A 23,451-nucleotide genomic window follows, 5' to 3' on the forward strand; every position below is an offset into this window, starting at 1 on the left:
CACGCCGCTCGCCGATCTCTCACTGGCCGAGAGAGACCGCCTGAGACCAGACATCGACGCCCTCGACCTCGCCTCCACCGCCCCGGACGGCGCGATCGCCCTCTTCGGCCACCGCAGGGAGCAGCGGGTGCGCGTCTATGGGGCAGGCCGGGTGGGCGCGCAGGTGGTCGCCCTCCTCGCCGCCGCCGGGGTCGGCAACATCCGCGTGTTCGACCCGGGCACCGCCCGGCCGTGCGACATCACACCCGGCGGGCTGACGTGGGCGGAGGTCGGTCTTCCCCGGGAGGTCGGCGCGGTGGCGGTCGTCAGGAGGCTCACGTCAGGAGGCCACACGTCAGGAGGCCACACGTCACGTGGCCACACGTCCGTGGAGTCGGCGGACGCACCGCAAGCCGTCGATTCTCGAGGCACCGCACGTCCGCCGGCCGCGTCATCTGCCCGATCACCGCAGACCGCGCGGGTCACCAACACACCAGCAGTGCCACGCTCGGGCCGTCCAGCACAGGGCGGTCGCCCCGGCATCCAGGGCGGTCATCCAGGCATCCCAGCACAGGGCGGTCACTCCGGCATCCCAGCGCCGTCGCCACGCTCCGGCCGCCCAGCACAAGGCAGTCACCCCGGTGACGCAGCACCATCCGCGCGCTCCAGCCGCCCAGCACAAGGCGGTCACTCCGGTAGCGCGGCGCCATCTCCGCGCTCCGGCAACCCAGCACCGCCTGCGCGCTCCGGCAACCCAGGGCAAGCCGTACGCTCCGGCAACCCAGGGCAAGCCGTACGCTCCGGCAATCCGGGAGAAGCCGCACGCTCCAGTATCCCCACCCAGGCCGCGACCTCCGGCGACCCGGCGCAGGCGGCGCGCTCGGCCCTTGCCCCGAATCGGAGGGCCGCCGCGGGCGCTGCGGCGCCCTCCCGGCCCCCCGCAACGTCCACCGCGGGCACCGCAACGTCCTCCGCGGGCACCGCAACGTCCTCCGCAGGCACCACAACAGCCGCCACGGGTGCCTCGGCATCCTCCACGAGCGCCGTGACGTCCGCCACGGGTGTGGAAGCGTGCCACACCGCCACTGGGTCGTTGCAGCAGGTACGCCCCCTTGAGAGGCGGGCCGGCCCGTCGGGTGGACCGTCTGTTGCGACGTCCGCCCGGCGGCGTCCGGAGGCTGGCGGGGACGGTGGTGAGGAGGCGAGACCGTCCGTCAATGCCTTGGCCGGAGGTCCTTATCTTGGGGACAAGTCGGATCGGCCCGATCTCGTCATACTCACGCCCGTCACACCCCTCGACGGAGTGTTGGTCAACGAGCTGGCCTCGCTCGACATCCCGCATCTCCTGGCATCGGCATTCGAGGGGCACGGTACCGTGGGGCCACTGGTCATACCGGGGAAGACGGCGTGCCTACACTGCCTGGACCTGACGCGCCGGGATGGCGATCCCGGATGGCCGATCGTGACCGCCAGGCTGGGTGGTTATCCGCCGGGCGAGATCGCCTGTGACGCCACACTGGCGACGCTGGTGGCGGCCGAGGCGACCGGCCATGCCCTCGCCTACCTGGACGGCAAGGAGTCGGCTGTGACCAACGGCACATTGGAAGTTACGCCTGATTGGCGCTGGAAAAGGCGGTCGTGGAAGGCACATCCGCAATGTCGTTGTATGCGAAACAATCCGTATTCGCTAAGAATGGTCATGTCTCCTAACCGCGACTGACGTGCTCAGAGGATGACCATGAAGGGGGGAAGCGGTATCTCGCCGAGATTCCGCGCATCAGTGTGAGCGATCTTCCGCGTCGTGCTGTCACGCGCTCCGCCAAGCTGGCCGCCCTTCCGCTCGGATTCGCCGGCCGCGCCGCCCTCGGGTTGGGCAAGCGGCTCGGGGGCAAGTCCGCCGAGATCGTGGCGCAGGAGGTCCAGCAGCGTACGGCTGAGCAGATCTTCAAGGTGCTCGGCGAGCTCAAGGGCGGCGCGATGAAGCTCGGGCAGGCCCTGTCCATCTTCGAGGCGGCACTGCCGCAGGAGATCGTCGGCCCCTATCGCGCCACCCTGACCAAACTGCAGGACGCCGCTCCCCCGCTGCCCGTGTCCACCGTCCACAAGGTGCTCACCGAGCAGCTCGGCGACGACTGGCGGGAGAACTTCCTGTCGTTCGACGACCAGCCGACGGCTGCCGCGTCGATCGGGCAGGTGCACAAGGCTGTGTGGCATGACGGCAGGGAGGTGGCCGTCAAGATCCAGTATCCGGGGGCGGGTAAGGCGCTGCTCGGCGACTTCGCGCAGCTGGCGCGGCTGGGCAAGCTGTTCGGCGCGCTGCTGCCAGGGCTCGATATGAGGGCCGTGCTGGCGGAGCTGCGCGAACGGGTCGCCGAGGAGCTCGACTACCTGCGGGAGGCGGAGGCCCAGCACGCGTTCGCGCTCGAATTCGACGGTGATCCCGACTTCCATGTCCCCGACGTGGTCGCGGCCAACGAAATGGTGCTGGTCAGCGAGTGGATGGACGGCACCCCGCTGTCCCGCATCATTGCCGACGGCACCAAAGAGGAGCGCGATCGCGCCGGCTTACTCTTCGTCCGCTTCCTCTTCTGCTCCCCCGCGCGGGTCGGCATGCTGCACGCCGATCCGCACCCCGGCAACTTCCGGATGCGGCCCGACGGGCGGCTGGGCGTACTGGACTTCGGCGCGGTCAACCGCCTGCCCGACGGCTACCCCAAGATGTTCGGCCAGCTGACGCGCATCTTCAACGAGGGCGACATGGACACCGTCATGGCCGGCCTGCGCCGGGAAGGCTTCATCCGCGACGACATAGAGATCGATCCTGACGTGCTCCGAGGCTTTCTGGCGCCGTACGTCGAGCCGACGGCGGTGGAGGAGTTCACGTTCAGCCGGGAGTGGCTGCAGGCGCAGGCGGCGAGCGTCACCGATCTCCGCCCCACGAACGTGGTCCGCCAGCTGAACCTCCCGCCTTCGTACGTGCTCATACACCGCGTTCATGCCGCCGGGATCGGCGTCCTGTGTCAGCTGGGCACCACGGCGCGCTTCCGCGACGAGGTGATCCGCTGGGTCCCCGGTTTCTCCGACGACCCCGACGACGAGGCCCTGGCCGTCAACTAGCGCGTCCACGGATCATCCTGTCGTTGGCGGGCCCACGGGTTACTCGTTGACGGGCACAGGGATTTTACTGACGCCGTATTGATTTTCGACTGCTCTGTGTAATGATACGAGTGCAAGCCGTTACCGAACGGAGGGGATCCGGATGCGTCGTTCCGCGCGCCTGTCCACCCCCGCCACTCCAGCGACCGCCGGTCTCTTCATGGCCGCTCCCACCGTCGCCGGGGCGCGGGGATCACAGGCGTGGGTACCGTCTGCATGGATTCTCGCCCGGCTCGACTTAGCACTGCCCGTAGCCGGCATAGGCCCGTGACCCGCCGGTCCGGTCCGTGACACCCGAGGTCGGTCCGAGACGGTGATGCTTGTGGCCGGTTCAGGACTGAGACATCTGAAGCCGGCCAGAGGCGGTGACGCCTGTGGCCGGTTCAGGACTGAGACATCTGAAGCCGGCCAGAGGCAATGACGCCTGAGGCCGGTTCAGGACTGAGACACCTGGAGCTGGCCAGAGGCGGTGACGTCTGTGGCTGGTGAAGCGGGTGTCGCCCGTGGCCGGCTTGGGTCGTGACACCCGCGGGCCGGTCCGGGCCCAATGCCCGTGCACGCGCGTGTGCTCGTGCACGGTGAGCCCACCGGCGCCGATGATCAGCGCACTCCCCTCCAGGGTGCTGAACAGGCGCCGGTGGGCTCACAACAGCCGTGGCAATCTGAGGCCGGCCTGCTCAGTACGCCGAGTTCTTTCGGGGTGCTTACATCTCTCGGCACGCTCTCACCATCTCGGGCGATAACGCGCACCATAACGAGCGTTATCGCTTGATGTCGGCCGAGGGAAAGGACTCCAGACATGCACGTCCATCGGGTCACGGCGGCGGCCGGGTTCGTCTGCGCCGCGCTGCTCGTGGTGAGCTCCGCCCGCCGTGCCGGGTTCCTGCCGGAGACGGCGTTCACGCACGCCATCGCGCCGTTCGGGGCGCTGACGGGCTTGCTCGCGATCACGGGCATCTACCTGCTCATCCGGAAGACGGCTGGTGGTCTCGGGCTCGTCGGGTACGTGCTCAACTCGGCCGGTCTGGCCGGAGCGTTCGCGATCGAGTACATACTGCATTTCGTCTTCCCCTACCTCAGCGGGGGCACGGTGAACGAGCTGCTGGCCGGGGGCACCGGGCGGGCGTTCCTGGTCACGTCGGTGGTCCTGCTGGCCGGGGTGCTGACGTTCAGCGCGGCGGCGATCCGGAGCGGGGCGATGCCCGCCCTCGGCGTGGTGCTCTATGCGGTGGGGATGGTGCCCGGGTCGCTGCGGAACGTGGTGCCGCTGCCGGTCTATCTGATCGGGCTGGTGGTGGCGTCGGTCGGGGTCGCCTGGATGTCGGCTCGGCTGTGGGCCGCCGAAGAGGAACTCGTCACGAGTTCGCCGCGAACCGGCGTACGTCCCACGGCTTGAGGTGGGACGTACGGTATCGGCGGAGGTGGCCAGCGTACGAGCCGGGAGGGCGGGCGACAGCCAGCCTCGTGCGGTGTTACACCTCGGCAGAAAGTGGCCCGCTGTAAGAGCCGAGGAGGAGGCCGGCTAGGACGACAGACAGTCAGCCTCTCGATGGGCGAGCGCAACGCCTCGGTCGAAGGCGGTCCCGTACGGGCCGGGAAGGCAAGGGAGCGGGCGAGCGCGACAGGCAGTCAGCCTTTCGACGGGCGTGACGCCTCCGCCGAAGGCGGTTCCCGCTTCCGCCGAAGGTGGTTCCGTACGAGCCGGGGAGGGTGAGGGAGGGCGGTGCGCGACGGTCGGCCCTTCGAGAGGGGCAATGTGCTGAGCCTCAGTGGTCGCGCACGAGCCGAGGAGGCGGGCTCGCAAGGAAAGAGCCGGGCGCTGGGAGCGCCCGGCTCTTTTGGAGGATCGCGGGAGATCCTGCGCCGGCGGCAGGATCTCCCGGATCAGATCTGGCGGCTCAGGGCCTCGCGGAGGCGGTCGTGCGCCCGCTTGACCTCGCGCCGCGCTCGCTGCACGCGGCTGACGCGCAGGATGAGGCGTTGGTGCTCCGCCTCGCGGTGGAGCGTTTGTATTCGGTCATTTACCAGGTCATGGATGAGATCCGGCACTGCTCGGCTCCTCGTGATCTGAGTGCTCATTCGTCTGTTCGCTTTCTGGTGGTAGGTGCGGTGTTCACGCAGCGACCGGGTGCTTGCGGGGACGCCCGCGCGGACGCTTGCGGGGAACGATCGTTCCCCTGAGGATCAGTTCGCCGCCCCAGACACCCCACGGCTCCTCGCGCTCGAGCGCGCGGGCCAGGCAGGCCTTCTGGATGGGGCAGCCGCCGCAGAGTGCCTTCGCGAACTCCACGTCGTCCGGCGACTCGGCGAACCACAGGTCAGGGTCGGTACGGCAGGGGATCTTGGCTTCGTCGATCAGGTCCATGATCGTCTTCGCCCCCATCTGCTTCTCCTTTTGATCGATCTTTTTGATCTTGGTCGGGCACCTCGTAGGTGGTCGGGATCACGGACAAATAAGTAAGGCCGCGGATCCGTCTGTGGATCCGCGGCCTGGGGGGCTGCTATGTGCCGGTCAGGTTATGACCGGTACATCCCTCCAGGGCTGCGGACCCCACAGTCCACCCTTGGTGAGCTGGTTGGCCGGCAGTTCAATACGTGCGGTGTAGGCAGGGGCAGCTTGCGCAGCGGCCCCGTAGTGGGCGCGCGCGTAGTAGGCAGCCGCCTGGCTACGGGCAGACCTCTCCTGCCGCGGCTTGGCGGGACCATCGACGAGCCTCACCGAGTCACGGCACGCGGAAGCGAGCCACTGCGTGGCCGACATCTTGATGCTCATCACTGGTGACTCACCTCCACTCGAGATCGTCGGGACTCTGCGTCCCGACTCGCTTGACCAAGACCCTAAACCGGGAACCCGGGAACCGGCAACATATTTTCTACCTGCGATTTTGTAACAAGTGGCTGTCTCTGACGGCCGTCGCAGGCGGTGACTTCGCGCCTACTTCGTCAGGCGGATCATGGCCTCCTGGACGACCGAGACCACGAGCTCACCCGACGCGGTGAACATCTCACCGCGCGCCAGTCCCCGAGCTCCCCCCGACCAGGGGGATTCCTGAGCATAGAGCAGCCAGTCGTCGGCCCTGAAGGGGCGGTGGAACCACATGGCGTGGTCCAGCGACGCGCCCATGACGTTCGAGGCGCCCCAGGCCATGCCGTGGGCCAGCAGGATCGTGTCGACCAGCGTGAAGTCGGAGGCGTACGCGGCCAGCACCACGTGCAGGAGCGGGTCGTCGGGCAGGTCCGCGTGGTAGCGGAACCACACGTTGGTCTCGGCGCTGCGCAGCTCGGGGTTCTTGAACGCCTCCCAGGTGAGCGGCGAGACGTACCTGGCGTCCACGGGGCGGGGCCGCGAGAGCCAGTCCCGGAGGCCGGGGTTGTCGCCGGCCAGCTCGTACATCCTGTCCTGGAAGGTGGGGAGCGTCTCAGGGTCGGGCACCTGCGGCATCACGGACGCCTGATGCGTCACGCCCTCCTCGGGGATGTGGAACGACGCCGACATCGTGAAGATCGCCTTGCCGTGCTGGATGGCGACGATCCTGCGGGTGGTGAACGAACGGCCGTCGCGCAGGCGCTCCACGTTGTAGACGATCGGGACGGCGGGGTCGCCGGGGCGGATGAAGTACGCGTGGAGGGAGTGCACGTTACGGTCCTTGGGGACCGTACGGCCGGCTGCCACCAGGGCCTGGGCCGCCACCTGGCCACCGAAGACGCGCTGGATGCGTTCCTCCGGGCTTCGTCCCCGGAAGATGTCGAGCTCGATCTGCTCCAGGTCGAGCAGGTCCAGGAGCTCCTTCAGCGCCTCGTTCACGTGTCCGTCCCCCCTTTGGTGCTGTGCAGTATTGGGACAAGTCTGACGTGTCTCCCGTATGCGGCCAAAGGTGGGCCGGGCTTGTCCGATGATCCCGGGCGCTGGTTTCCCTCTTGTTACGGCGCTGCGGCCTTTGTGAATGGTGATTCCTTGGGCCGAGGGCGGCGCCTTTCACGGGCGAGAGGGCACGGCGGGCGGTGTGGGGTGAGAGTGGGCGAGAGACGGGTGCGGGGATCAGTCGGTGCGGCAGAGGGAGAGGACGGCCTCGCCGTAGCGGTCGAGTTTGACCCGGCCGACCCCCGCGATCGACAGCAGCTCCTGCTCGGACCCCGGCGCGCGCTCCGCGATGGCCTGGAGGGTCACGTCCGTGAAGATGACGTACGGCGGGATCTTGGCCTCTTTGGCCGTGGCCGTGCGCCAGGCCTTCAGGCGCTCCAGGAGGGCCTCGTCGTAGTCCGCCGGGCACGTCGAGCAGCGGCCCAGCTTCTGCTCGGCGGCCGCCACCAGGGTCTTGGCGCACACCCGGCAGCTCACCGGGGCCGCCACCGGGCGGCGCTCGCGGGAGGACGGCGCGAGGCGGGGCGGGGACGAGGTGCGGCCGTTGAGGCCGTCGAGGAAGCGGGAGGGGCGGCGGGTCTTGCGGGCGCCGGGGGCGCGGGCACCGGCCCAGGAGAGGGACAGGTGCTCCCTGGCGCGGGTGATGCCGACATAGAGGAGACGGCGTTCCTCCTCGATCTGCTCCGGCGTCTCGGCGTAGATGATGGGCAGCATGCCGTCTGTCAGGCCGACCAGGAACACGGCGTCCCACTCCAGGCCCTTGGCGGCGTGCAGAGAGGCCAGGGTGACGCCCTCCACGGGCGGGGCGTGCTGTTCGGAGGCGCGGCGTTCCAGCTCGGCCACGAAGGCGGGCAGGTCGGCGCCCTCGGCGGCCATGTCCTCCGCCAGGTCGGCCAGGGCCTTCAAGGACTCCCACCGCTCCCTGGCCTTGCCACCGCCCGGAGGGACCGGCGTCAGGCCCACGCCGCTGAGAATCTGGTGGACCTCCGAGGCCAGCGGCTCTCCGGCCGAGGAGCGGGCGGCGCCGCGCAGGAGCACGACGGCCTGGCGTACCTCGGGGCGGTCGAAGAAGCGCTCGGCGCCGCGCAGCACGTACGGGATCTCGGCCTTGGACAGCGCCTCCTCGTAAGACTCCGACTGCGAGTTGACGCGGAACAGGATCGCGATCTCCCGCGAGGGCACGCCCTTGTCCAGGAGCTTCCTGATCGCGCGGGCCGCCCCCGCGGCCTCGGCGGGCTCGTCGTCGTAGTCGGAGAAGGACGGCTTGGGGCCGTCGGGGCGCTGTGCCACCAGGTCGAGCCGGTGCGGCGACCTGGCGACCATCCGGTTGGCGAGGTCGACCACCTGCGGGGTCGAGCGGTAGTCGCGGACCAGCTTGATGACGGTGGCGTTCGGGTGCTCCACGCCGAAGCCCGTCAGGTAGCGCGGGGAGGCGCCGGTGAAGGAGTAGATCGTCTGGTTGGGGTCGCCGACCACGCAGATGTCGTCGCGGCCCCCGAGCCAGGTGTCGAGGAGGAGCTTCTGCAGCGGGTTGACGTCCTGGTACTCGTCCACGACGAAGTAGCGGTACTGCTGGCGGATCTGCGCCGCGACCTCCTGGTGCTCGGTCATCACGGCCGCGGTCAGCTCGAGGATGGTCTCGAAGTCGACCAGGTGGCGCTCGCGCCTGATCTGCTCGTACGCCTCATAGATCCTGGACACCTCCTCCGGGGGGACCGGCGGCGTGCGGTGGTGTTTCGCGGCCGCGGCCACGTAGTCCTCCGGGCCGATCTGGGTGACCTTGGCCCACTCGACCTCGGCCGCGATGTCCCGCAACTCGGACCGATCCGGATTTTTCCGCATCTGGCGGCAGGCCTCCGCCAGCACCGGGAGCTTGGACTCGATCACCGAGGGCGCCTCGCCGCCGATGACCCGCGGCCAGAAGTACGTGAGCTGCCGCAGGGCCGCCGCGTGGAACGTGCGGGCCTGCACACCCGGCGCCCCCAGCGCGCGCAGGCGCTGACGCAGCTCCCCCGCCGCGCGAGTGGTGAACGTCACAGCGAGCACGCTCGGCGCGTCGACCACCCCGCTGCGCACCGCGTACGCGATGCGATGGGTGATCGCCCTGGTCTTGCCCGTGCCCGCCCCGGCCAGCACACACACCGGCCCGCGCACGGCCTCGGCCACCGCGCGCTGCTCGGGGTCGAGGCCGGCCAGGACGTCATCCATGTTGTTCACCCGTACATACTCCCAGGTGTAGCGGAAGGACTCTTTATTCTGGCAACATGCGGGCCGACGTATGTTGATTGTCAGCCACAGATGCAAAGAACTGGTCTCTTCCCCCACAATGGGGCCGACCATCTGCATGGGGGAAAGGAAAGCCGTGCGAACAGCGGTTTCCGCGAGCGTGCTCGCGCTCGCCGCCGTCGTGCTCACACCAGTCGCCGCCAGTGCGAACAAGGAGCCGACGCCCGCCCCCACCTCCGTCATCGACCAGGAGGGTCTGGGTGGCTTCGCCAATGAGACCATCTCGTACGGCTCCCACGTACGTCAGAGCATGGACGTCTGGTGGACCCCCGACGGCCAGCAGCGCCCCGGTGTCTTCCTGATCCACGGCGGCTGGTGGTCGGGCGGCGACAAGCGCTACATGAAGGAGATCGTCCGCCAGTACGCCGACCTCGGCTACACGGTCTTCAACCTCAACTACCGGCTCTCCGGCGACGCGGCCTGGCCCGCGCAGCGCACGGACGCGCTGGCCGCGATAGCGCTGGCCCGCAAGCACGCCGACCGGTGGGCGTTCGACCCGGGCAACTACGTGGTGGTCGGCTTCTCGGCCGGGGGCCACATCGCGGCGGCGGTGGGCACGTACGGCGACGGTATCCACGGGCTCAAGGGCGTCGTGGGCCTGTCGCCGATCATCTCGCCCCTCCGCGCCTACTCCGACGGCGAGAAGTCCACCGACGCCAGCAAGCGCAAGCTCCGTACGGCCGCCATCCGCCTGGCCGGAGGCTGCGAGCCCAAGGGCAAGTGCTCGCGGGTCTGGGCCAGCATGGAGGTGGCCTGGCACGCCAGCAGCAAGGACGCTCCGATGCTGACCGTGCACTCCGAGGACGAGTTCGTGCCGCCGGTGCAGAGCCAGCTGCTCAAGACGATGCTGGGCCAGGTTGGCGTGCCCGTGACCGTCATCACCCAGCCGGGCATCAACCACAGCAACCCGCTCTACCGCGAGCCGGGCGTGGCCGAGCGCGTGCAGGCCTGGGTCGCCGAACGCCTCGGCGGGTGAGAGCCGCCTGCCGGGGGGGATTAACCCGGCACGCGGCGTTGTTGCACCGAGCGCCTGTTTCCTGACCTTGGAGGGATCTCCCAACATGGCGCTCACGGTCTACAGCACCACCTGGTGCGGCCCCTGCAAGCGACTCAAGTCTCAGCTCACCCGCGAGGGCATCAGCTTTCGAGAGGTCGACATCGAGCGCGACCCGTCGGCAGCCGAGTTCGTCATGAGCGTCAACAACGGCAACCAGACGGTGCCGACCGTGGTGATCGACACCCCCAACGGCCGCATCGTCCGGACGAACCCCTCCGCCCTCGAGGTCAAGGCCCTGCTCGAAGCGGCCTGATCACCAGTCGCCGGTCAGCTCGCCGCCGTACCAGGTCTCGATCAGGCGGCGGGCTATCGACACCGGCGGCGGCAGGCGCAGCTCGCCGGAGTCCAGCGCCTGCACCAGCTCCTCACGGGAGTACCAGCGGGCCTCGGCGATCTCCTCCGCGTCGGGCGTGAGGTCGGTCGAGGTGGCCTCGGCGAAGAAGCCGAGCATGAGGCTGCGCGGGAACGGCCAGGGCTGGCTGCCGAGATAGCGCGGGTTGACGACGGTGATGCCGACCTCCTCGGCCACCTCGCGCGCGACGGCGTGCTCCAGCGACTCCCCCGGCTCCACGAACCCCGCCAGGATCGACAGCCGCCCCTCCGGCCACTGAGGGCCGCGGGCGAGCAGGCAGCGGTCGTCCTCGTCGCGTACCAGCATGATGACCGCGGGGTCGACGCGCGGGAAGTGCTGGCTGGCGTCCTGCGGGCAGACCCGGATGTGGCCTCCGGCCCGGATGTCCGTACGGGTGCCGCAGCGCGGGCAGTATTCGTGGGTCGTGTGCCAGGCCTCCAGCGCCACGGCGTAGACCAGCAGGCCCGCGTCGCGGTCGCCGAGCAGGCCGCCCACCTGGCGCAGCCCGGCCGCCACCAGCTCGCCCTCCGGCGTGTCGAGCAGGCTCATCGGGATCGTCACGCGGCCGTTGGCGTCGCCCTGGGGGATGCCGGGCAGCGGCGCGGCGACCGCGAAGTACGCGACCCCGTCCTCCAGCCCGAGCAGATAGCGCGGCCCGGCCGGCGCGTCCTCGGGCGGGAAGAGCACCGCGTGCACCTCATCGCCCGTCCGCCGCACCAGCGTGTGGCCGTTGTCGATCACCAGCACCCGGCTCGACGGATCGGTCCACGCCCGCTCGAGCCATCCCTCGTTGGCACGCAGCGCCGATGATCTGTCGATCGTGCCGCGCGCCAGAAGCAGGGGTCCGATGAGTTGCTCTTCCGCGGTCGTCTCCACAAGCCGCCCCCTCCCCAAATCCCCTGTCATCCTATGACCTCGCGGTTAGCCGCCGATTACGGTATCCGGGACCCGCGGCGATCTTTCTGGGGCTAGGATCAGTGAGTTAGGTTAGCCTTACCTGATTACCCGGGGGTGCCTTCGCGTTGCGGCTCTATCTGACCGCGCTCAAACCAACAGATTCCGTGACGGATGGCTTCCTGCCTGCGGCTCAAGCGCTGGACTGTGAGGTGACGATCCTGACGGATCGGCCGGAGCACCATCCGCACGCGGTGGCGTGCGACGTACGCGATCCGCGGGCCGTGATCGACGCCGTCGAGCACCTCGGCAGGCCGGACGCGATCTTCACCAACTCCGACCACCTGCAGGCGGAGACCGCGCTGGCGGCCGCCTATTTCGGGCTGCCCGGCAAGGACTGGCGGGCGTGCGTGGCCGCCAAGAACAAGTTCCTGATGCGCCGCAGGCTCCTCGAGGCCGGGATCGAGCACGTGTGGTCGGCGCGGATCGGCCCCGGCGACCCGGTGCCCGAGGGCCTGCCGTACCCGGTCGTGCTGAAGCCGCGCGAGGGTGTGGCCAGCGAGGACGTCATGCTCGTCGAACGCGATCTGGCCGGGGCGGTCGCCGAGGTCAGGAAGCGGCGGCCCGGGGAGGCGCTGGTCGTCGAGGAGTACCTCGAGGGGCCGCTGCGGACGCTGGAGACGCTGGGCGACTCCTCCGGCCTTCGGGTGCTCGGGGGGTTCGAGACGACGTTGGGGGCGCTGCCGTACTTCATCGAGGAGCGGCTCGACTGGGCGCCGGCGGACGGGTCGCAGGAGCACGTGCTCGGGGCGTTGCGGGCGCTGGGGGCCGGGTTCGGGGCCTGTCACACCGAGTACGTGGTCACGTCGCGCGGGCCCCGGATCGTCGAGGTGAACTACCGGGTGATCGGGGACCACTGCGACTTCCTGCTCGGCGACGTGCTCGGCGTGCCGCTGTTCGAGTGGATCCTGCGGGTGCACCTCGGCGAGACCGTGCCCGGCGTCCCGGAGACCTCCGCGCACGGGAGCGCGGTCAGCCTGGTCGCGGACCGGCCGGGGACCGTCAAGGACGCTCCCGGCACCGAGGTCCTGGACGAGGGCGACGTGCGGCTGTGGCACCGGCCCCTGCGGCAGGTCGGGGACGTCGTCTCCCTCACGCACACCAACCGGGACTATCTCGGCGTGGTACGGGCCGTCGGCCCCTCCCGGGAGGCAGTGGACTCGGCGATCGAGGCCTACCGGGCCTCACGGCCGTGGGTGATCGAATGAGCGGTCGGGAGGCCTATCTGGCCGCCCGGGTGCTGAACGCGCTGCTGCGCGAGGACTACGGCGGGCTGTCGTCCCGGGTCAGCCGGACCAAGGACGGCACGGGGCTGCTGCTGGCGGACGGGCGATGGGTGCGGCTGGTCCCCGGGGCGCTGTTCCAGGACTTCGTGGTCGCGGAGGACGAGCGGCTGGGGCTGGAGCAGGTGCTGGAGACGCTGGCGGAGGTCGCGGACCCGGCGGACGCGGAGGGGGTGGCGGCCTTCTTCGAGGAGTGCCTGGCCGCGTTGGGCGCCCTGGAGCTGCACGACGCGCACGCCGTCGAGGTGCTCGCGCGGAAGCCCTCTTATGAGACGCTCGCCGCGTTCGTTGATCATCCCGTCTATCCGACCTCCCGGGCTCGTGTGGGGCTGTCCGAGGCCGACCTGCTGGCCTACGCGCCGGAGTTCGCGCCCTCCTTCGAGCTGCGCTGGGCCGCGGTGACGGGCGCCGTGCCCGGCGCCGCGCGCCTTCCGGCGGACGTGGCGCCCTGGGAGAGCGACGAGGTGCTGTTCCCGGTGCATCCGCTGACCGTCGGCGAGGTGCGGAAGATCGACGGGGTACGGGTCCTCGACGAGGCAAGGGTGACCGTGCGCCCCACCCTGTCGATGCGCACGGTCGAACTCGACGCCCGCACCCATCTCAAGCTCCCCCTGCCGATCAGCACCCTGGGCATGCGGAACCGGCGCTCGATCAAGCCCGGCACGCTCGGCGACGGGGCGGAGGCCGAGCTGCTGCTGCGCGAGCTGGCCGATCCGGACGTCCTGCTGGCCGACGAGCAGACCTACGCGCACGCCGGGCACGAGTACCTCGCCTGGATGGTCAGGCGGCTGCCCGAGGGCGAGATCGTGCCGGTGGCCGCGCTGGCCGCGCCCGGCGTGCTCGCCGAGCTGGGCGACGTCGTCCCCGCCTATCTGCGGGTGCTGCTGCGGTGGAACGTGCGGCTCTTCGTGCGGTACGGCGTCGCGCTCGAAGCCCATCAGCAGAATCTCGCCCTGGTCTTCCAGGGCGACCGGATGCGGCTGCTGGTCAAGGACAACGACGGGCTGCTGGCCTCACCCGCGAGGCTGCGCGCCGCCGGGGTCGCGGTGCCGGAGTTCGCCGACGGGCGGATGCTCGACGACGACCCGCACGCGCTGGCCGACGTGTTCGTGACCATCACGCTGCACCTGGCCGCCGCCGCCGTGGCGTTCGCGGCGATGCCGGGCGACCGGGCGGCCGCGCTGCTGCGCGCCACGCTGGCCGAGGCGCTCGACGAGTACGGCGACGACCCCATGGCCAGGATCCTGCGCGCCAGGACCCTGGACGCCGCCAGGCTCACCGGCAAATCCATGATCACCGCTGGGACGCTCGTGGCGAAGGAACGTTCCGGCGCACGCGACGTCAACAAGTTCTACGGCACCAGCGGGCCCAACTACCTGAGGAGAGCCTGATGCGAGGACTGGCCATCGACGCGGCCTCCGCCCTGGCCGAGGAGGCGACGCTGGCGGCCCTGCTGCGCTGCTGCGTGCGGGAGGTGGCCGGGCCGCGCGGGCTGGTGTGGCCCGCTTCGCCGTACCTGCTGCTGCGGGTGGCCGGCACGCTGCTGCGGGCCCGCACGTACGGAGGCGCGGCGCTGCGCTTCGAGGGCCCGCCTGAGCGCCTGGAAGGCGGCGCCTGGCAGCGGTTGACGGCCGACGAGCTGGTAAGGCTGGCCGAGGCCGACCTCCACGGGGAGAACGGCGAGTTCGGCGGCCAGGTGGCGGCCAGCCGGGAGGCCGTGGCGGCGATCCTGCGGGCCAGGGAGGAGGCCGCGCCGCCCGCCGATCCGTGGCTGGCCTCGGAGCAGGCGCTGGTGTACGGGCATCCGTTCCATCCCAGCCCCAAGGCGCGCGGCGGGGACGGCTGGCTGCGGTACGCGCCCGAGGCGCACGCCCGGTTCCCCGTCAGGCTGCTCGGCGTGCGCGAGGACGTGCTCGCGGAGGGCGGCGACGTGTCGGTGCTGGACGCGATGGGCGCGGCGCCGGCCGGGTACCGGCTGCTCCCGGCGCATCCGTGGCAGCTCGAGCTGTTGCGGCCGGCGTTCGGGCCGGGGCTGGTCGATCTGGGGCCGGGACCGGCCGTCATGCCCACCTCGTCCGTGCGGACCGTCTACGCCCCTGAGTCGGAGGTCTGCCTGAAGTTCTCCCTGGACGTGCGGATCACCAACTGCGTGCGCAAGAACGCCTGGTACGAGCTGGCCGGGGCCGTCGAGCTCACCTCCCGGCTGACACCGATTTTTGAGGAAATATCCGTCAAGCACCCCACCACCCGCTGGCTCCCCGAACCCGGCTACCGCTCGGCCGCCCTCGGCCCCCGGCTCCACGAGGGCCTGGGGGTGATCGTCAGGCAGAGCCCCTGGGCCGCCTGCGACCCCGGCGTGACTCCCGTGCTGGCCGCCGCGCTCGCCCTCGACGTGTCGGCGAAGGATCCGCTCTCCTGGTGGCACGCGTACGTGACGGCGGTCGCGCTGCCCGTCCTGGAGCTGTACTTCACGCACGGCGTGGTGCTCGAGCCCCATCTCCAGAACGTCCTGGTCGGCCTGGACACCGACGGCCTGCCCGCGCAGGCCGTCTTCCGCGACCTGGAGGGCGCCAAGCTGGTCGCGGGCCGCCACGACCTCACCGGCCTGCACCCCGAGGTGGCCGGAGCGCTCACCTACGACGCTGAGCGCGGCTGGACCCGGGTGGTCTACTGCCTGCTCGTCAACCACCTCACCGAGATCGCCGCCACGCTGGCGGGGCAGGACGACGGGCTGCTGCGCGAGCTGTGGGGGACCGCCCGCGACCTGCTCGCCCGCCAGGCCGAGGACCTCGGCCGGCCGCTGCCCCTGTCGGACCTGCTGGCCGGGGCGCCGCTGCCCGCCAAGGCGAACCTGGGCGTCCGCTGGGCCAGGGCCGCCGACCGCGCCGCCGGTTACGTCCCGATCGCGAACCCGCTCGCATGATCGCCGACCGGGTCCGGGACGCCGCCCTGAGCCTGCCCGAGGCCCCCGCCTACCTTTACGACCTGCCCGCGCTGGACGAGCACGCCGCGTCCGTACGGCGGGCGCTCCCTGGCATCGAGCTGTACTACGCCGTCAAGGCCAACCCGGACGCCGAGCTGCTGCGCGTGCTTGCGGGCCACGTGGACGGGTTCGAGGTGTCGTCGGGCGGCGAGCACGCGCATGTCACGAGCCTGTTCCCGGGCGGGCGAGTGGCGCTCGGCGGCCCCGGCAAGACCGACGCCGAGCTGCGCCTGCCCCACCACCGCATCCACGTCGAGTCCCCGAACGAGCTGCGCCGCCTCCTCGACACCGGCCTGGAGGCCGACGTGCTGCTCAGGCTCAACCCCGACCTCCCCGTCGAGGGCGCCGCGCTCACGATGAGCGGGCCGTTCGGCATGGACGAGCAGGGCGTGGCCGAGTGCCTGCCGCTGTTCACCGACCGGGTACGGCTGCGCGGCCTGCACACCCACCTGGCCAGCGGCCTGGACGCGGCCCAGCTCCTGACACTGGCCGGGAGCCTGCTGGACAACGGGTACGACGAGGTCAACCTGGGCGGCGGCATGGCGGTCTCGTACGCCGCGCCCGGGTCGCGCTTCGACTGGGCAGGCTATGGGCGCGGCCTGGCGGCGCTCGGCCGGGGGCGGACACTGCGCATCGAGCCCGGCAGGGCGCTGACCGCGTACTGCGGCTACTACGTGACCAGGGTCGTGGACGTGAAGCGGGTGCGCGGCGAGGCGTACGCGGTCCTGCTGGGCGGCACCCACCACCTGCGCACCCCGGCGACGAAGGGCCACGACCAGCCGTTCACGATCCTGCCGACGGGCAAGGGGCAGGGCGTGGCCGACGAGCCGATCACCTTCGTCGGCCAGCTATGCACCCCAAAAGACGTTTTTTCCCGAAAAATCGTGAGCTCGGCGTACATCGGGGACACGGTGGTGTTCGAGATGGCCGGCGCCTACGCCTGGAACATCTCGCACCACGACTTCCTCATGCATCCGAAGCCGGCGTTCCGCTATCTAGGAGCCTGACGCCCTCGATGAGCGCGACCAGGCCGTCGGCGTCGAGCAGGTTGACGGGCCGTACGGTGCGGTTGGCGCGTACGTAGTGGAAGGCCGCCCGCACCTTCTCCAGCGGCACGCCCGCCAGGTGCGACCAGGCCAGCCGGTACGCGGCCAGCTGCACCGACGCCACCCTGGCGGCCTTGCCCTTGGGCGGCTGGCCGGTCTTCCAGTCGACGACCTCGTAGCCGCCGTCGGGCAGCTCGAAGACCGCGTCCATCCGCCCGCGCACCAGCCGGTCGGCGATCATGGTCTCGAACGGCACCTCCAGGTCGACCGGCCGCCGATCGGCCCACTCGCTCGCCTCGAACCGCTCCTGCAGCTCGGCCAGGCGCACATCGGCCTCTTCGAGCTCCTCGTCGTACAGCTCCAGGTCGTCGATGAGGCGCTGCTGGTCCCACCGCGTCTCCAGCCACTTGTGGAACGACGTGCCCCGGCGCGCCAGCGGCGCGGGCTGCACCGGCACGGGGCGGCGGATCCTGCGGGCCAGCTCGCGCGGGTCGCCGGCCAGCGTGACCAGCGACGACACGGTCAGCTTCGTCGGCAGCTCGACGACCGTGGCGGGCCGGCGGCGGTTCAGCTCGCGCTCGCGCAGCAGCAGGTCGGTGTCGCGCTCCCAGGCCCGTAGGCGCTCCTCCTCGAACGTCCGCAGCGGCTCGTCCTCCTCCTCCGCGAGTGCGCCCGCCAGCGCGTCCTCGACGAGCCTGGCGCCGTCCAGGACGGACTCGTAGCGCAGGCCCTCGGGCGTGACCGGCCAGACGGCCTCGGCGGGCTCGGCGAGCAGCGGGTTGGTGGCGCCCTCCGCCTGCCGGTCGGCCCAGAACGAGACGCGGTCGGCGGTGTCGCGGATCTCCAGCAGGAAGTCGGACGGCTCCAGGGGCTTGGTGGCGCTGCCCCACCGGTAGCCGGAGGCGATCAGGTGGTAGTGGGCGCGGGTGACGGCCACGTACGCGAGCCTGCGCTCCTCCATCAGGTCGCGCTCGCGGCAGTGCTCGTCGAACGCGGCCAGCTCCTCCTTGCTCAGCCCGCTCAGCCTGGGCAGGTCGGCGGCGTCGCCGCGCAGGGCGTAGGGGAGTTTGCGCGGGTTCTCGGTCCAGCGGCTGTTCATGACCGGTGTGGCGGGGAAGATGCTGCCGGTCGCGATCGTCCCCTTGGAGCTGACGAGCTGCGACAGCCCCGGCACGACCACGATGGGCCACTCCAGGCCCTTGGAGGCGTGCACGGTCATGAGCTTGACGCTGTTGCTGTCGCCGACCCGGCCCGCCTCCAGCCCGAACTCCTCGCTCTCCGCCGCCTGGAGGTAGGCCAGGAACGCCCCGAGCGTCGGATCCTCGGCGTCGCCCGCGAACCTGGACGCCGCGTCGATGAACGCGTCCAGATCGGCCCGCGCCGCGAACGCGCTCGCCGTCCCGCTGCGCGCGGCCACCTCGACGTCGAGCCCGAGCGTCCGCTCGACCTCGGTGATCAGGTCGGGGAGAGGCTGCGCGGTGTGCGCCCTCAGCCGGCGCAGCTCGTGGGCGAGCGCGACGAGCCTGGTGCGGGCCAGCGGCGAGAACGGCTCCAGCCACTCCTCCCTGTCGGGCAGCTCGTCCAGCGCGTCCACCAGACTGCCGCGCTCTTCGGCCAGGTCGGCGACCACCTGGTCGAGCGGGTCCTCCTCGCGCCCGCTCTCGCTCAGCTCGCGGGCCAGCTGCCTGGCCTGCTCCCCCAGCACCCGCAGGTCGGCCGGGCCGATCCGCCAGCGCGGCCCGGCCAGGAGCCTGGCCAGCGCGTCGCCCGCTGTCGCGTCGTACAGGACGCGGAGGGTGGCCACGATGTCGGTCACCTCGGGCACGGTCAGCAGGCCGCCGAGCCCGACCACCTCGACCGGGATGTCGCGTTCTTCGAGCGCCCTGCGCAGCGCGGGGAACTGCGATCGCTTGCGCGCGAGGATCGCCACGTCCTGGGGCTGGATGGCGAGCGTCTTCTTGCGCTCCTTCTCGCCCCAGGGCATGCCGTCGGGTGCGACCTCCTGGCCGAGGATCTTGGCGATGCCGTCGGCGATCCACCTGGCCTCGTCCTCGGCGGTCTCGTGGAAGGCGCACGTGACGCGGCCCCGGTCGACCCGGTTGGGGCCGGGGACCAGGACCGGCACCTCGCGGGCCTCCATGCGCAGCGGGAGCTGGACGCGGGCGGCGACGTCGAGGACGCGGTCGCCGTTGCGGAAGCTGACGCTGAGCTGGCGGACCTCGGCGGCGTCGCCGGTGCTGGTGCGGAAGTCACGCGGGAAGCGACGGAGGTTGCCCGCGGAGGCGCCGCGCCAGCCGTAGATCGACTGGCAGGGGTCGCCCACGGCGGTGACCGGGTGGCCGCCGCCGTACAGGGAGCGGAGCAGGACGAGCTGGGCGTGGCTGGTGTCCTGGTATTCGTCGAGCAGGACCACGGAGTAGCGGGCGCGCTCGATCTCGCCGACCTCCTTGTGGTTGGCGGCGATCCGGGCGGCCAGCGACATCTGGTCGCCGTAGTCGATGACCTCACGGGCGCGCTTGAGCCGTTCGTACGCCTCCACCAGCGGCAGCAGCTGCTCCCTGGCGGCCTGCACGCTGAGCGGCTTGCGCTGGGCCACGGTCGTCCTGCCGGTCAGCGCGTCGTGCCGGTCCTGGAGCCACTCCCCCACCCGCCGCACGTCGCCGGACGCGCGCAGGTGCTCCGACAGCTCCCCGGCGAGCTCCAGCACCGCCGCGGTGACCGACGGCGGGCCCAGCTCGATGCGGTCCATCGGCCCGTCGTACATCGCCACCACCCGCGAGGCGAGCTGCCACGACACGGCCGGCGTGACCAGGCGCATGGTCGGCTCGAGGCCCTCGCGCAGGGCGTGGTCGGTGACCAGGCGGGCGGCGTAGGCGTGGTAGGTGGACACGGTCGGCTCGTTGTCGAGCGCGCCCGGCTCGACCAGGCCGGCCTCGGCCAGGCCGGTCAGCCGCTCCCTGACCCTGGTGGCCAGCTCGGCGGCGGCCTTGCGGGTGAAGGTCAGGCCCAGCACGTTCTCGGGCTTGACCAGGCCGTTGGCGACGAGCCAGACCACGCGCCCGGCCATGGTCTCGCTCTTGCCCGAGCCCGCGCCGGCCATGACGACCATCGGCTCCAGGGGGGACTCGATGACCGCGGCCTGCTCACGGGTGGGCGGCAGGATGCCGAGCTTGCCGGCGAGTTCGGCGGGGGTCAGCACACCTGGCCCCCGTTGTCGTTGACCGGGCAGCTGGCCCTGGCCGCGCAGGTGCGGCAGCCGTCGTTGACCTTGGCCTGGAAGAACGGCCCCGACATGCCGGTCGCCACCGTGTCGACCAGGTCCTTGGCCCAGCCGGGATCCTTGTCCTCCGACAGCGGGGGCTGGGCCTGCTCCAGTGCCTCCTTCTTGCCCGCCGCCTTGCCGACCTGGACCAGTGCGGCGCCGCCCGGCTCGGTCATGCCGTGCCGCGCGAACGCGCCGAGCAGCGCGGCGAGCTGGTAGACGCCGAGCTGGGGATGGCGGTCGAGGTCGCCGGGCTTGGGCTTGGAGCCGCCGGTCTTGAGGTCGATGATCACCGCGCGGTTGTCGGAGTCGCGCTCGACCCGGTCGACGCGGCCCTTGATCTGGACGCCCTCCGACACCATCGCCGTGAACGCCTCCTCCAGGGCCACCAGTTCGCGCGGATTCTCCTTGTGCCAGCGCAGGAACTTGCCGATCATCTGCTCGGCGACCTGGCGCTGCTTGCGGTTGTACCAGACGCCGCCGAAGTCGAGGTCGTTCCAGACCTGGTCGAGGCGGTCGCCCAGGAGGTCCTCGCTGGGCAGGTCGGTGGAGGCCAGGACGGCCAGGGCATGGATGATGTTGCCGAGGCCCTGGGCGGTGCTGGTGCCCGCGGCGCCGACGGCCGTCTCCAGGAGCCAGCGCAGGCCGCACTTGGTGAAGCTCTCGACCGCCGAGGGCGAGATGTTCACGATGTCGTCGGGCCAGCTCAGGGGGCGGTCGTCGGAGATGGGCGTGAGGGCGTACCAGTCGTTGGGGTGGGCGCCCTGGACGCCCGCCGCGGCGAGCCGGGCGAGCTGCTTGGCGGCACTTTGGCGGATTTTTCGGGGTTTGGTGGGATCGGTCACCGCGCTGCGGAGGTCGGCCACCAGCGCGGACATGTTCAGCCAGCGGGCCCGGTCGTCGACCGTGGCCGAGTCCACCGCGCCCGGCATCAGCTCCGACAGGAACCTGGAAGGCCGCTCGTCGGTGTCCTCGCCGCCCACCGCGGTCACCACGAGCCTGCGCCTGGCCCTGGTGACGGCCACGTAGAACAGCCTGCGCTCCTCGGCCAGCAGCTTGGAGACCAGGGAGGCGGCGTTCGGCTCGGTGCCCTCGACCACCTCGACGAGGTCCTCCACGCCGAGCAGGGAGCCGCGCAGGCGCAGGTCGGGCCAGACGCCCTCCTGCACGCCCGCGACGACCACGACGTCCCATTCGAGGCCCTTGGAGCGGTGGGCGGTCAGCACGCGTACGGCGTCGCCGTCGGGGGCCCGGTCGGCCAGCGTGTCGCCGGGGATCTCCTGGGCGGCCAGGTCGTCGATGAACACCTCGGGACCCGCCTTGGGCATCCGGTCCACGAACCTGGCCGCGTGGTCGAACAGCGCCACCACGGCGTCGAGGTCGCGGTCGGCCTGCGCTCCCCTGGGGCCGCCGTGCATGCTCAGCTCGGTCCAGCGCCCGGCCAGGCCGCTGGCGTGCCACACGGTCCACAGGAGGTCTTCGGCGGTGCCCTCCTGCGCCGCGGCCTCGCGGGCGGCGGCGAGCAGCTTGGCCACGCGTTCGGCGGGCAGGGCGATGTGAGGCTCCACCCGGGTCAGCTCGCGGACGTCCTGGACGGCCGCGACCAGCAGCTCCCCTGACGACCGTGTCCCCTCCGCCTCGTTCTCCGCGATCTTGAGTGCGCGGCGGAGGCGGCGTACGCCGATCATGTCCGTGCCACCGAGCGGCCCCGTCAGCAGCTCCTCGGCCACGCCCTCGTCGAGCTGGGCCGCGTCCAGGGCCACCCGCAGCATGGTGAGCAGCGGCCGCACGCCGGGCTCCTGCGCGATCGGCACCTCGTCGCCCGCGATCATCGTGGGCACGCCCGCGTTGACCAGCGCCCGCCGCAGCAGCGGCACCTGGCGTTTGGCCGAGCGCACCAGCACGGCCATCCGGTGCCACGGCACCCCGTCGATCAGGTGGGCGCGGCGCAGCGTGTCGGCCACGATCGCCGCCTCCTGGCTGGTGCTGTCGGCCAGCAGCACCCGCGTGTCACCCGGCTCCGCCTCGGACAGCGGCACCAGGTCGCGATGGTCGTGCTCGTGCCCGTACGCGTGGTCGGGCATGGGGGCGACGGGCAGGCGGGCCGCGACCCGGCGGGAGGCCTCGAGCAGGTCGGCCCCGCTCCTGCGGCACACCCGCAGCGCCAGCACCGGCGCGTCGCGGCCGTCGCGGGTCTTGAAGCGCTCGGGGAACTTCATGATGCCCTGCACGTCGGCGCCCCTGAACCCGTAGATCGACTGGTCGGGGTCGCCCACCGCGACCAGGTCGCGGCCGTCTCCCGCCAGCTGGGCCAGCAGCAGCTCCTGGGCGGGGTCGGTGTCCTGGTATTCGTCCACGAACACCACGTCGTGCGCCGCCCGCTCCCGCTCCCGCACCTCCGGCCTGGCGAGGAGCGCGGAGGCGGCCCCGATCAGCTCGGCGTAGTCGTAGGTCTCCTCCGGGTCGAGGTCGAACCTGTCCTGGTAGCGCTCGGCGAACCTGCCGGCCGCCATCCAGTCGCTCCTGCCGTGCAGCCTGCCGAGCGCGACCAGCCGCTCGCCGTCGAGCCCGCGCTCGTTGGCCCTGGACAGGAAGTCGCGCAACTCCTCGGCGAACCCCCGCGTCTTGAGCGGCTCGCGCAGCGACACCGGCCAGTCGAGCGCGCCGCTCTCCAGCTCGCCGTGGAGCAGCCGCCGGATCTCCAGCAGCTGCTCGGGGCCGGTCAGCAGGCGCGGCGGGGCCTTGCCCTCGAGCACGGACTCCCGGCGCAGCAGCGCGTACGCGTAGGAGTGGAAGGTCAGGGCCAGGGGCGAGCGGGTGGTGCGGCGCAGGCGGGCGGTGACGCGCTGGCGCAGCTCCTCGGCGGCCTTGCGGCTGAAGGTGAGGATGAGCACGCGCTCGGGGTCGAGGCCGCGCCGGTCGATCCTGTCGACCACGCTCTCCACGATCGTGGTGGTCTTGCCGGTGCCAGGACCTGCGAGAACGAGCAGCGGGCCGCTCTCGTGGGCGACCACGGCACGCTGGTGCTCGTCGAGCGCAGGGGGCACAACAGGGCCATCGCTGCCACGCCGCACCAAACGCCAGGTCTGACCACTCACAGCACTAGATTCCACCAGACCACAGGGACAGATCGTGCCGACTTGCCCGGTCTCCCCACGCGATCCGCCTACCGTATCGGGGCAAATCTCCACTTCCTCGCGCGACACGCCGCCTGATTTTCGCCATGGGCGT

Annotated in this window: 16 protein-coding genes; 9 read left to right on the plus strand and 7 right to left on the minus strand. The window is 71.2% G+C overall.

The window, feature by feature from the left end:
* Nucleotides 1-1,285 precede the first annotated feature (1,285 nt).
* From ABD830_RS25995 to ABD830_RS26005, 3 genes are all read left to right on the plus strand, one after another.
* Nucleotides 1,286-1,699 carry a hypothetical protein gene (locus ABD830_RS25995; RefSeq protein WP_344992320.1) on the plus strand — a complete coding sequence of 138 codons (414 nt, stop codon included), beginning with the start codon at nucleotides 1,286-1,288 and terminating at the stop codon, nucleotides 1,697-1,699.
* 62 nt (nucleotides 1,700-1,761) lie between these two features.
* Nucleotides 1,762-3,096 (plus strand): ABC1 kinase family protein, encoded by a 1,335-nt coding sequence (locus tag ABD830_RS26000; protein WP_344992323.1) that lies wholly within the window; start codon nucleotides 1,762-1,764, stop codon nucleotides 3,094-3,096.
* A gap of 838 nt (nucleotides 3,097-3,934) precedes the next feature.
* Nucleotides 3,935-4,531, plus strand: a complete 597-nt coding sequence (locus ABD830_RS26005; protein WP_344992326.1) for a hypothetical protein — start codon at nucleotides 3,935-3,937, stop codon at nucleotides 4,529-4,531.
* A 488-nt stretch (nucleotides 4,532-5,019) separates the two neighbouring features.
* Here ABD830_RS26005 and ABD830_RS26010 read toward each other — a convergent pair whose 3' ends face one another.
* The 4 genes from ABD830_RS26010 to ABD830_RS26025 form a co-directional block, all read right to left on the minus strand.
* Nucleotides 5,020-5,184, minus strand: coding sequence for a hypothetical protein (locus tag ABD830_RS26010; RefSeq protein WP_344992329.1), 165 nt, complete (start codon nucleotides 5,182-5,184; stop codon nucleotides 5,020-5,022).
* Between the two features lie 64 nt (nucleotides 5,185-5,248).
* Nucleotides 5,249-5,518, minus strand: a complete 270-nt coding sequence (locus ABD830_RS26015) for a WhiB family transcriptional regulator (RefSeq protein ID WP_344992332.1) — start codon at nucleotides 5,516-5,518, stop codon at nucleotides 5,249-5,251.
* Between the two features lie 552 nt (nucleotides 5,519-6,070).
* Complete coding sequence (gene tesB, locus ABD830_RS26020) at nucleotides 6,071-6,940, minus strand: acyl-CoA thioesterase II (protein WP_344992335.1); 870 nt, start codon at nucleotides 6,938-6,940, stop codon at nucleotides 6,071-6,073.
* Between the two features lie 234 nt (nucleotides 6,941-7,174).
* Entirely contained in the window at nucleotides 7,175-9,205 is a 2,031-nt protein-coding gene (locus ABD830_RS26025) for an ATP-dependent DNA helicase UvrD2 (RefSeq protein WP_344993039.1), read from the minus strand.
* A gap of 154 nt (nucleotides 9,206-9,359) precedes the next feature.
* On the opposite strand from ABD830_RS26025, the gene ABD830_RS26030 reads away from it, so the two are divergent.
* Together ABD830_RS26030 and ABD830_RS26035 are read left to right on the plus strand one after the other, a co-directional pair.
* Nucleotides 9,360-10,259: an alpha/beta hydrolase gene (locus tag ABD830_RS26030; RefSeq protein WP_344992338.1), complete on the plus strand. Its 900-nt coding sequence runs from the start codon at nucleotides 9,360-9,362 to the stop codon at nucleotides 10,257-10,259.
* A gap of 85 nt (nucleotides 10,260-10,344) precedes the next feature.
* Nucleotides 10,345-10,593, plus strand: coding sequence for a mycoredoxin (locus ABD830_RS26035; protein WP_344992341.1), 249 nt, complete (start codon nucleotides 10,345-10,347; stop codon nucleotides 10,591-10,593).
* Here the strand turns inward: ABD830_RS26035 and nudC are convergent, their stop codons facing one another.
* The gene (gene nudC / locus ABD830_RS26040; RefSeq protein ID WP_344992344.1) at nucleotides 10,594-11,568 is read right to left on the minus strand and encodes an NAD(+) diphosphatase; all 975 of its coding nucleotides are present in this window, start codon (nucleotides 11,566-11,568) and stop codon (nucleotides 10,594-10,596) included.
* A 230-nt stretch (nucleotides 11,569-11,798) separates the two neighbouring features.
* On the opposite strand from nudC, the gene ABD830_RS26045 reads away from it, so the two are divergent.
* From ABD830_RS26045 to ABD830_RS26060, 4 genes are read left to right on the plus strand one after another with little or no spacing between them, the layout of a single operon-like run.
* Nucleotides 11,799-12,854, plus strand: coding sequence for a siderophore biosynthesis protein (locus ABD830_RS26045; protein WP_344992347.1), 1,056 nt, complete (start codon nucleotides 11,799-11,801; stop codon nucleotides 12,852-12,854).
* Nucleotides 12,851-14,320 (plus strand): IucA/IucC family protein, encoded by a 1,470-nt coding sequence (locus ABD830_RS26050; protein WP_344992350.1) that lies wholly within the window; start codon nucleotides 12,851-12,853, stop codon nucleotides 14,318-14,320. The genes ABD830_RS26045 and ABD830_RS26050 overlap by 4 nt, the downstream gene beginning before the upstream one ends.
* Entirely contained in the window at nucleotides 14,320-15,852 is a 1,533-nt protein-coding gene (locus tag ABD830_RS26055) for an IucA/IucC family protein (protein WP_344992353.1), read from the plus strand. Before ABD830_RS26050 ends, ABD830_RS26055 begins: the two co-directional genes overlap by 1 nt.
* Complete coding sequence (locus ABD830_RS26060; RefSeq protein ID WP_344992356.1) at nucleotides 15,849-16,919, plus strand: type III PLP-dependent enzyme domain-containing protein; 1,071 nt, start codon at nucleotides 15,849-15,851, stop codon at nucleotides 16,917-16,919. The genes ABD830_RS26055 and ABD830_RS26060 overlap by 4 nt, the downstream gene beginning before the upstream one ends.
* On the opposite strand, the gene ABD830_RS26065 is transcribed toward ABD830_RS26060, so the two are convergent.
* Nucleotides 16,879-20,157, minus strand: a complete 3,279-nt coding sequence (locus ABD830_RS26065; RefSeq protein ID WP_344992359.1) for an ATP-dependent helicase — start codon at nucleotides 20,155-20,157, stop codon at nucleotides 16,879-16,881. The genes ABD830_RS26060 and ABD830_RS26065 overlap by 41 nt on opposite strands.
* Nucleotides 20,151-23,267 (minus strand): ATP-dependent helicase, encoded by a 3,117-nt coding sequence (locus tag ABD830_RS26070; RefSeq protein ID WP_344992363.1) that lies wholly within the window; start codon nucleotides 23,265-23,267, stop codon nucleotides 20,151-20,153. The genes ABD830_RS26065 and ABD830_RS26070 overlap by 7 nt, the downstream gene beginning before the upstream one ends.
* Nucleotides 23,268-23,451: the final 184 nt, after the last annotated feature.

Origin of the sequence: Nonomuraea helvata (assembly GCF_039535785.1) — a bacterium.
GTDB lineage: Bacteria > Actinomycetota > Actinomycetes > Streptosporangiales > Streptosporangiaceae > Nonomuraea > Nonomuraea helvata.

Excerpts from the sequence above, each read along its gene's own strand:
- ABD830_RS26050 (WP_344992350.1), top strand. The coding sequence starts at position 12,851 with ATGAGCGGTCGGGAGGCCTATCTGGCCGCCCGGGTGCTGAACGCGCTG.
- ABD830_RS26035 (WP_344992341.1), top strand. The coding sequence starts at position 10,345 with ATGGCGCTCACGGTCTACAGCACCACCTGGTGCGGCCCCTGCAAGCGA.
- ABD830_RS26060 (WP_344992356.1), top strand. The coding sequence starts at position 15,849 with ATGATCGCCGACCGGGTCCGGGACGCCGCCCTGAGCCTGCCCGAGGCC.
- ABD830_RS26005 (WP_344992326.1), top strand. The coding sequence starts at position 3,935 with ATGCACGTCCATCGGGTCACGGCGGCGGCCGGGTTCGTCTGCGCCGCG.
- ABD830_RS26055 (WP_344992353.1), top strand. The coding sequence starts at position 14,320 with ATGCGAGGACTGGCCATCGACGCGGCCTCCGCCCTGGCCGAGGAGGCG.
- ABD830_RS26025 (WP_344993039.1), bottom strand. The coding sequence starts at position 9,205 with ATGGATGACGTCCTGGCCGGCCTCGACCCCGAGCAGCGCGCGGTGGCC.
- ABD830_RS26015 (WP_344992332.1), bottom strand. The coding sequence starts at position 5,518 with ATGGGGGCGAAGACGATCATGGACCTGATCGACGAAGCCAAGATCCCC.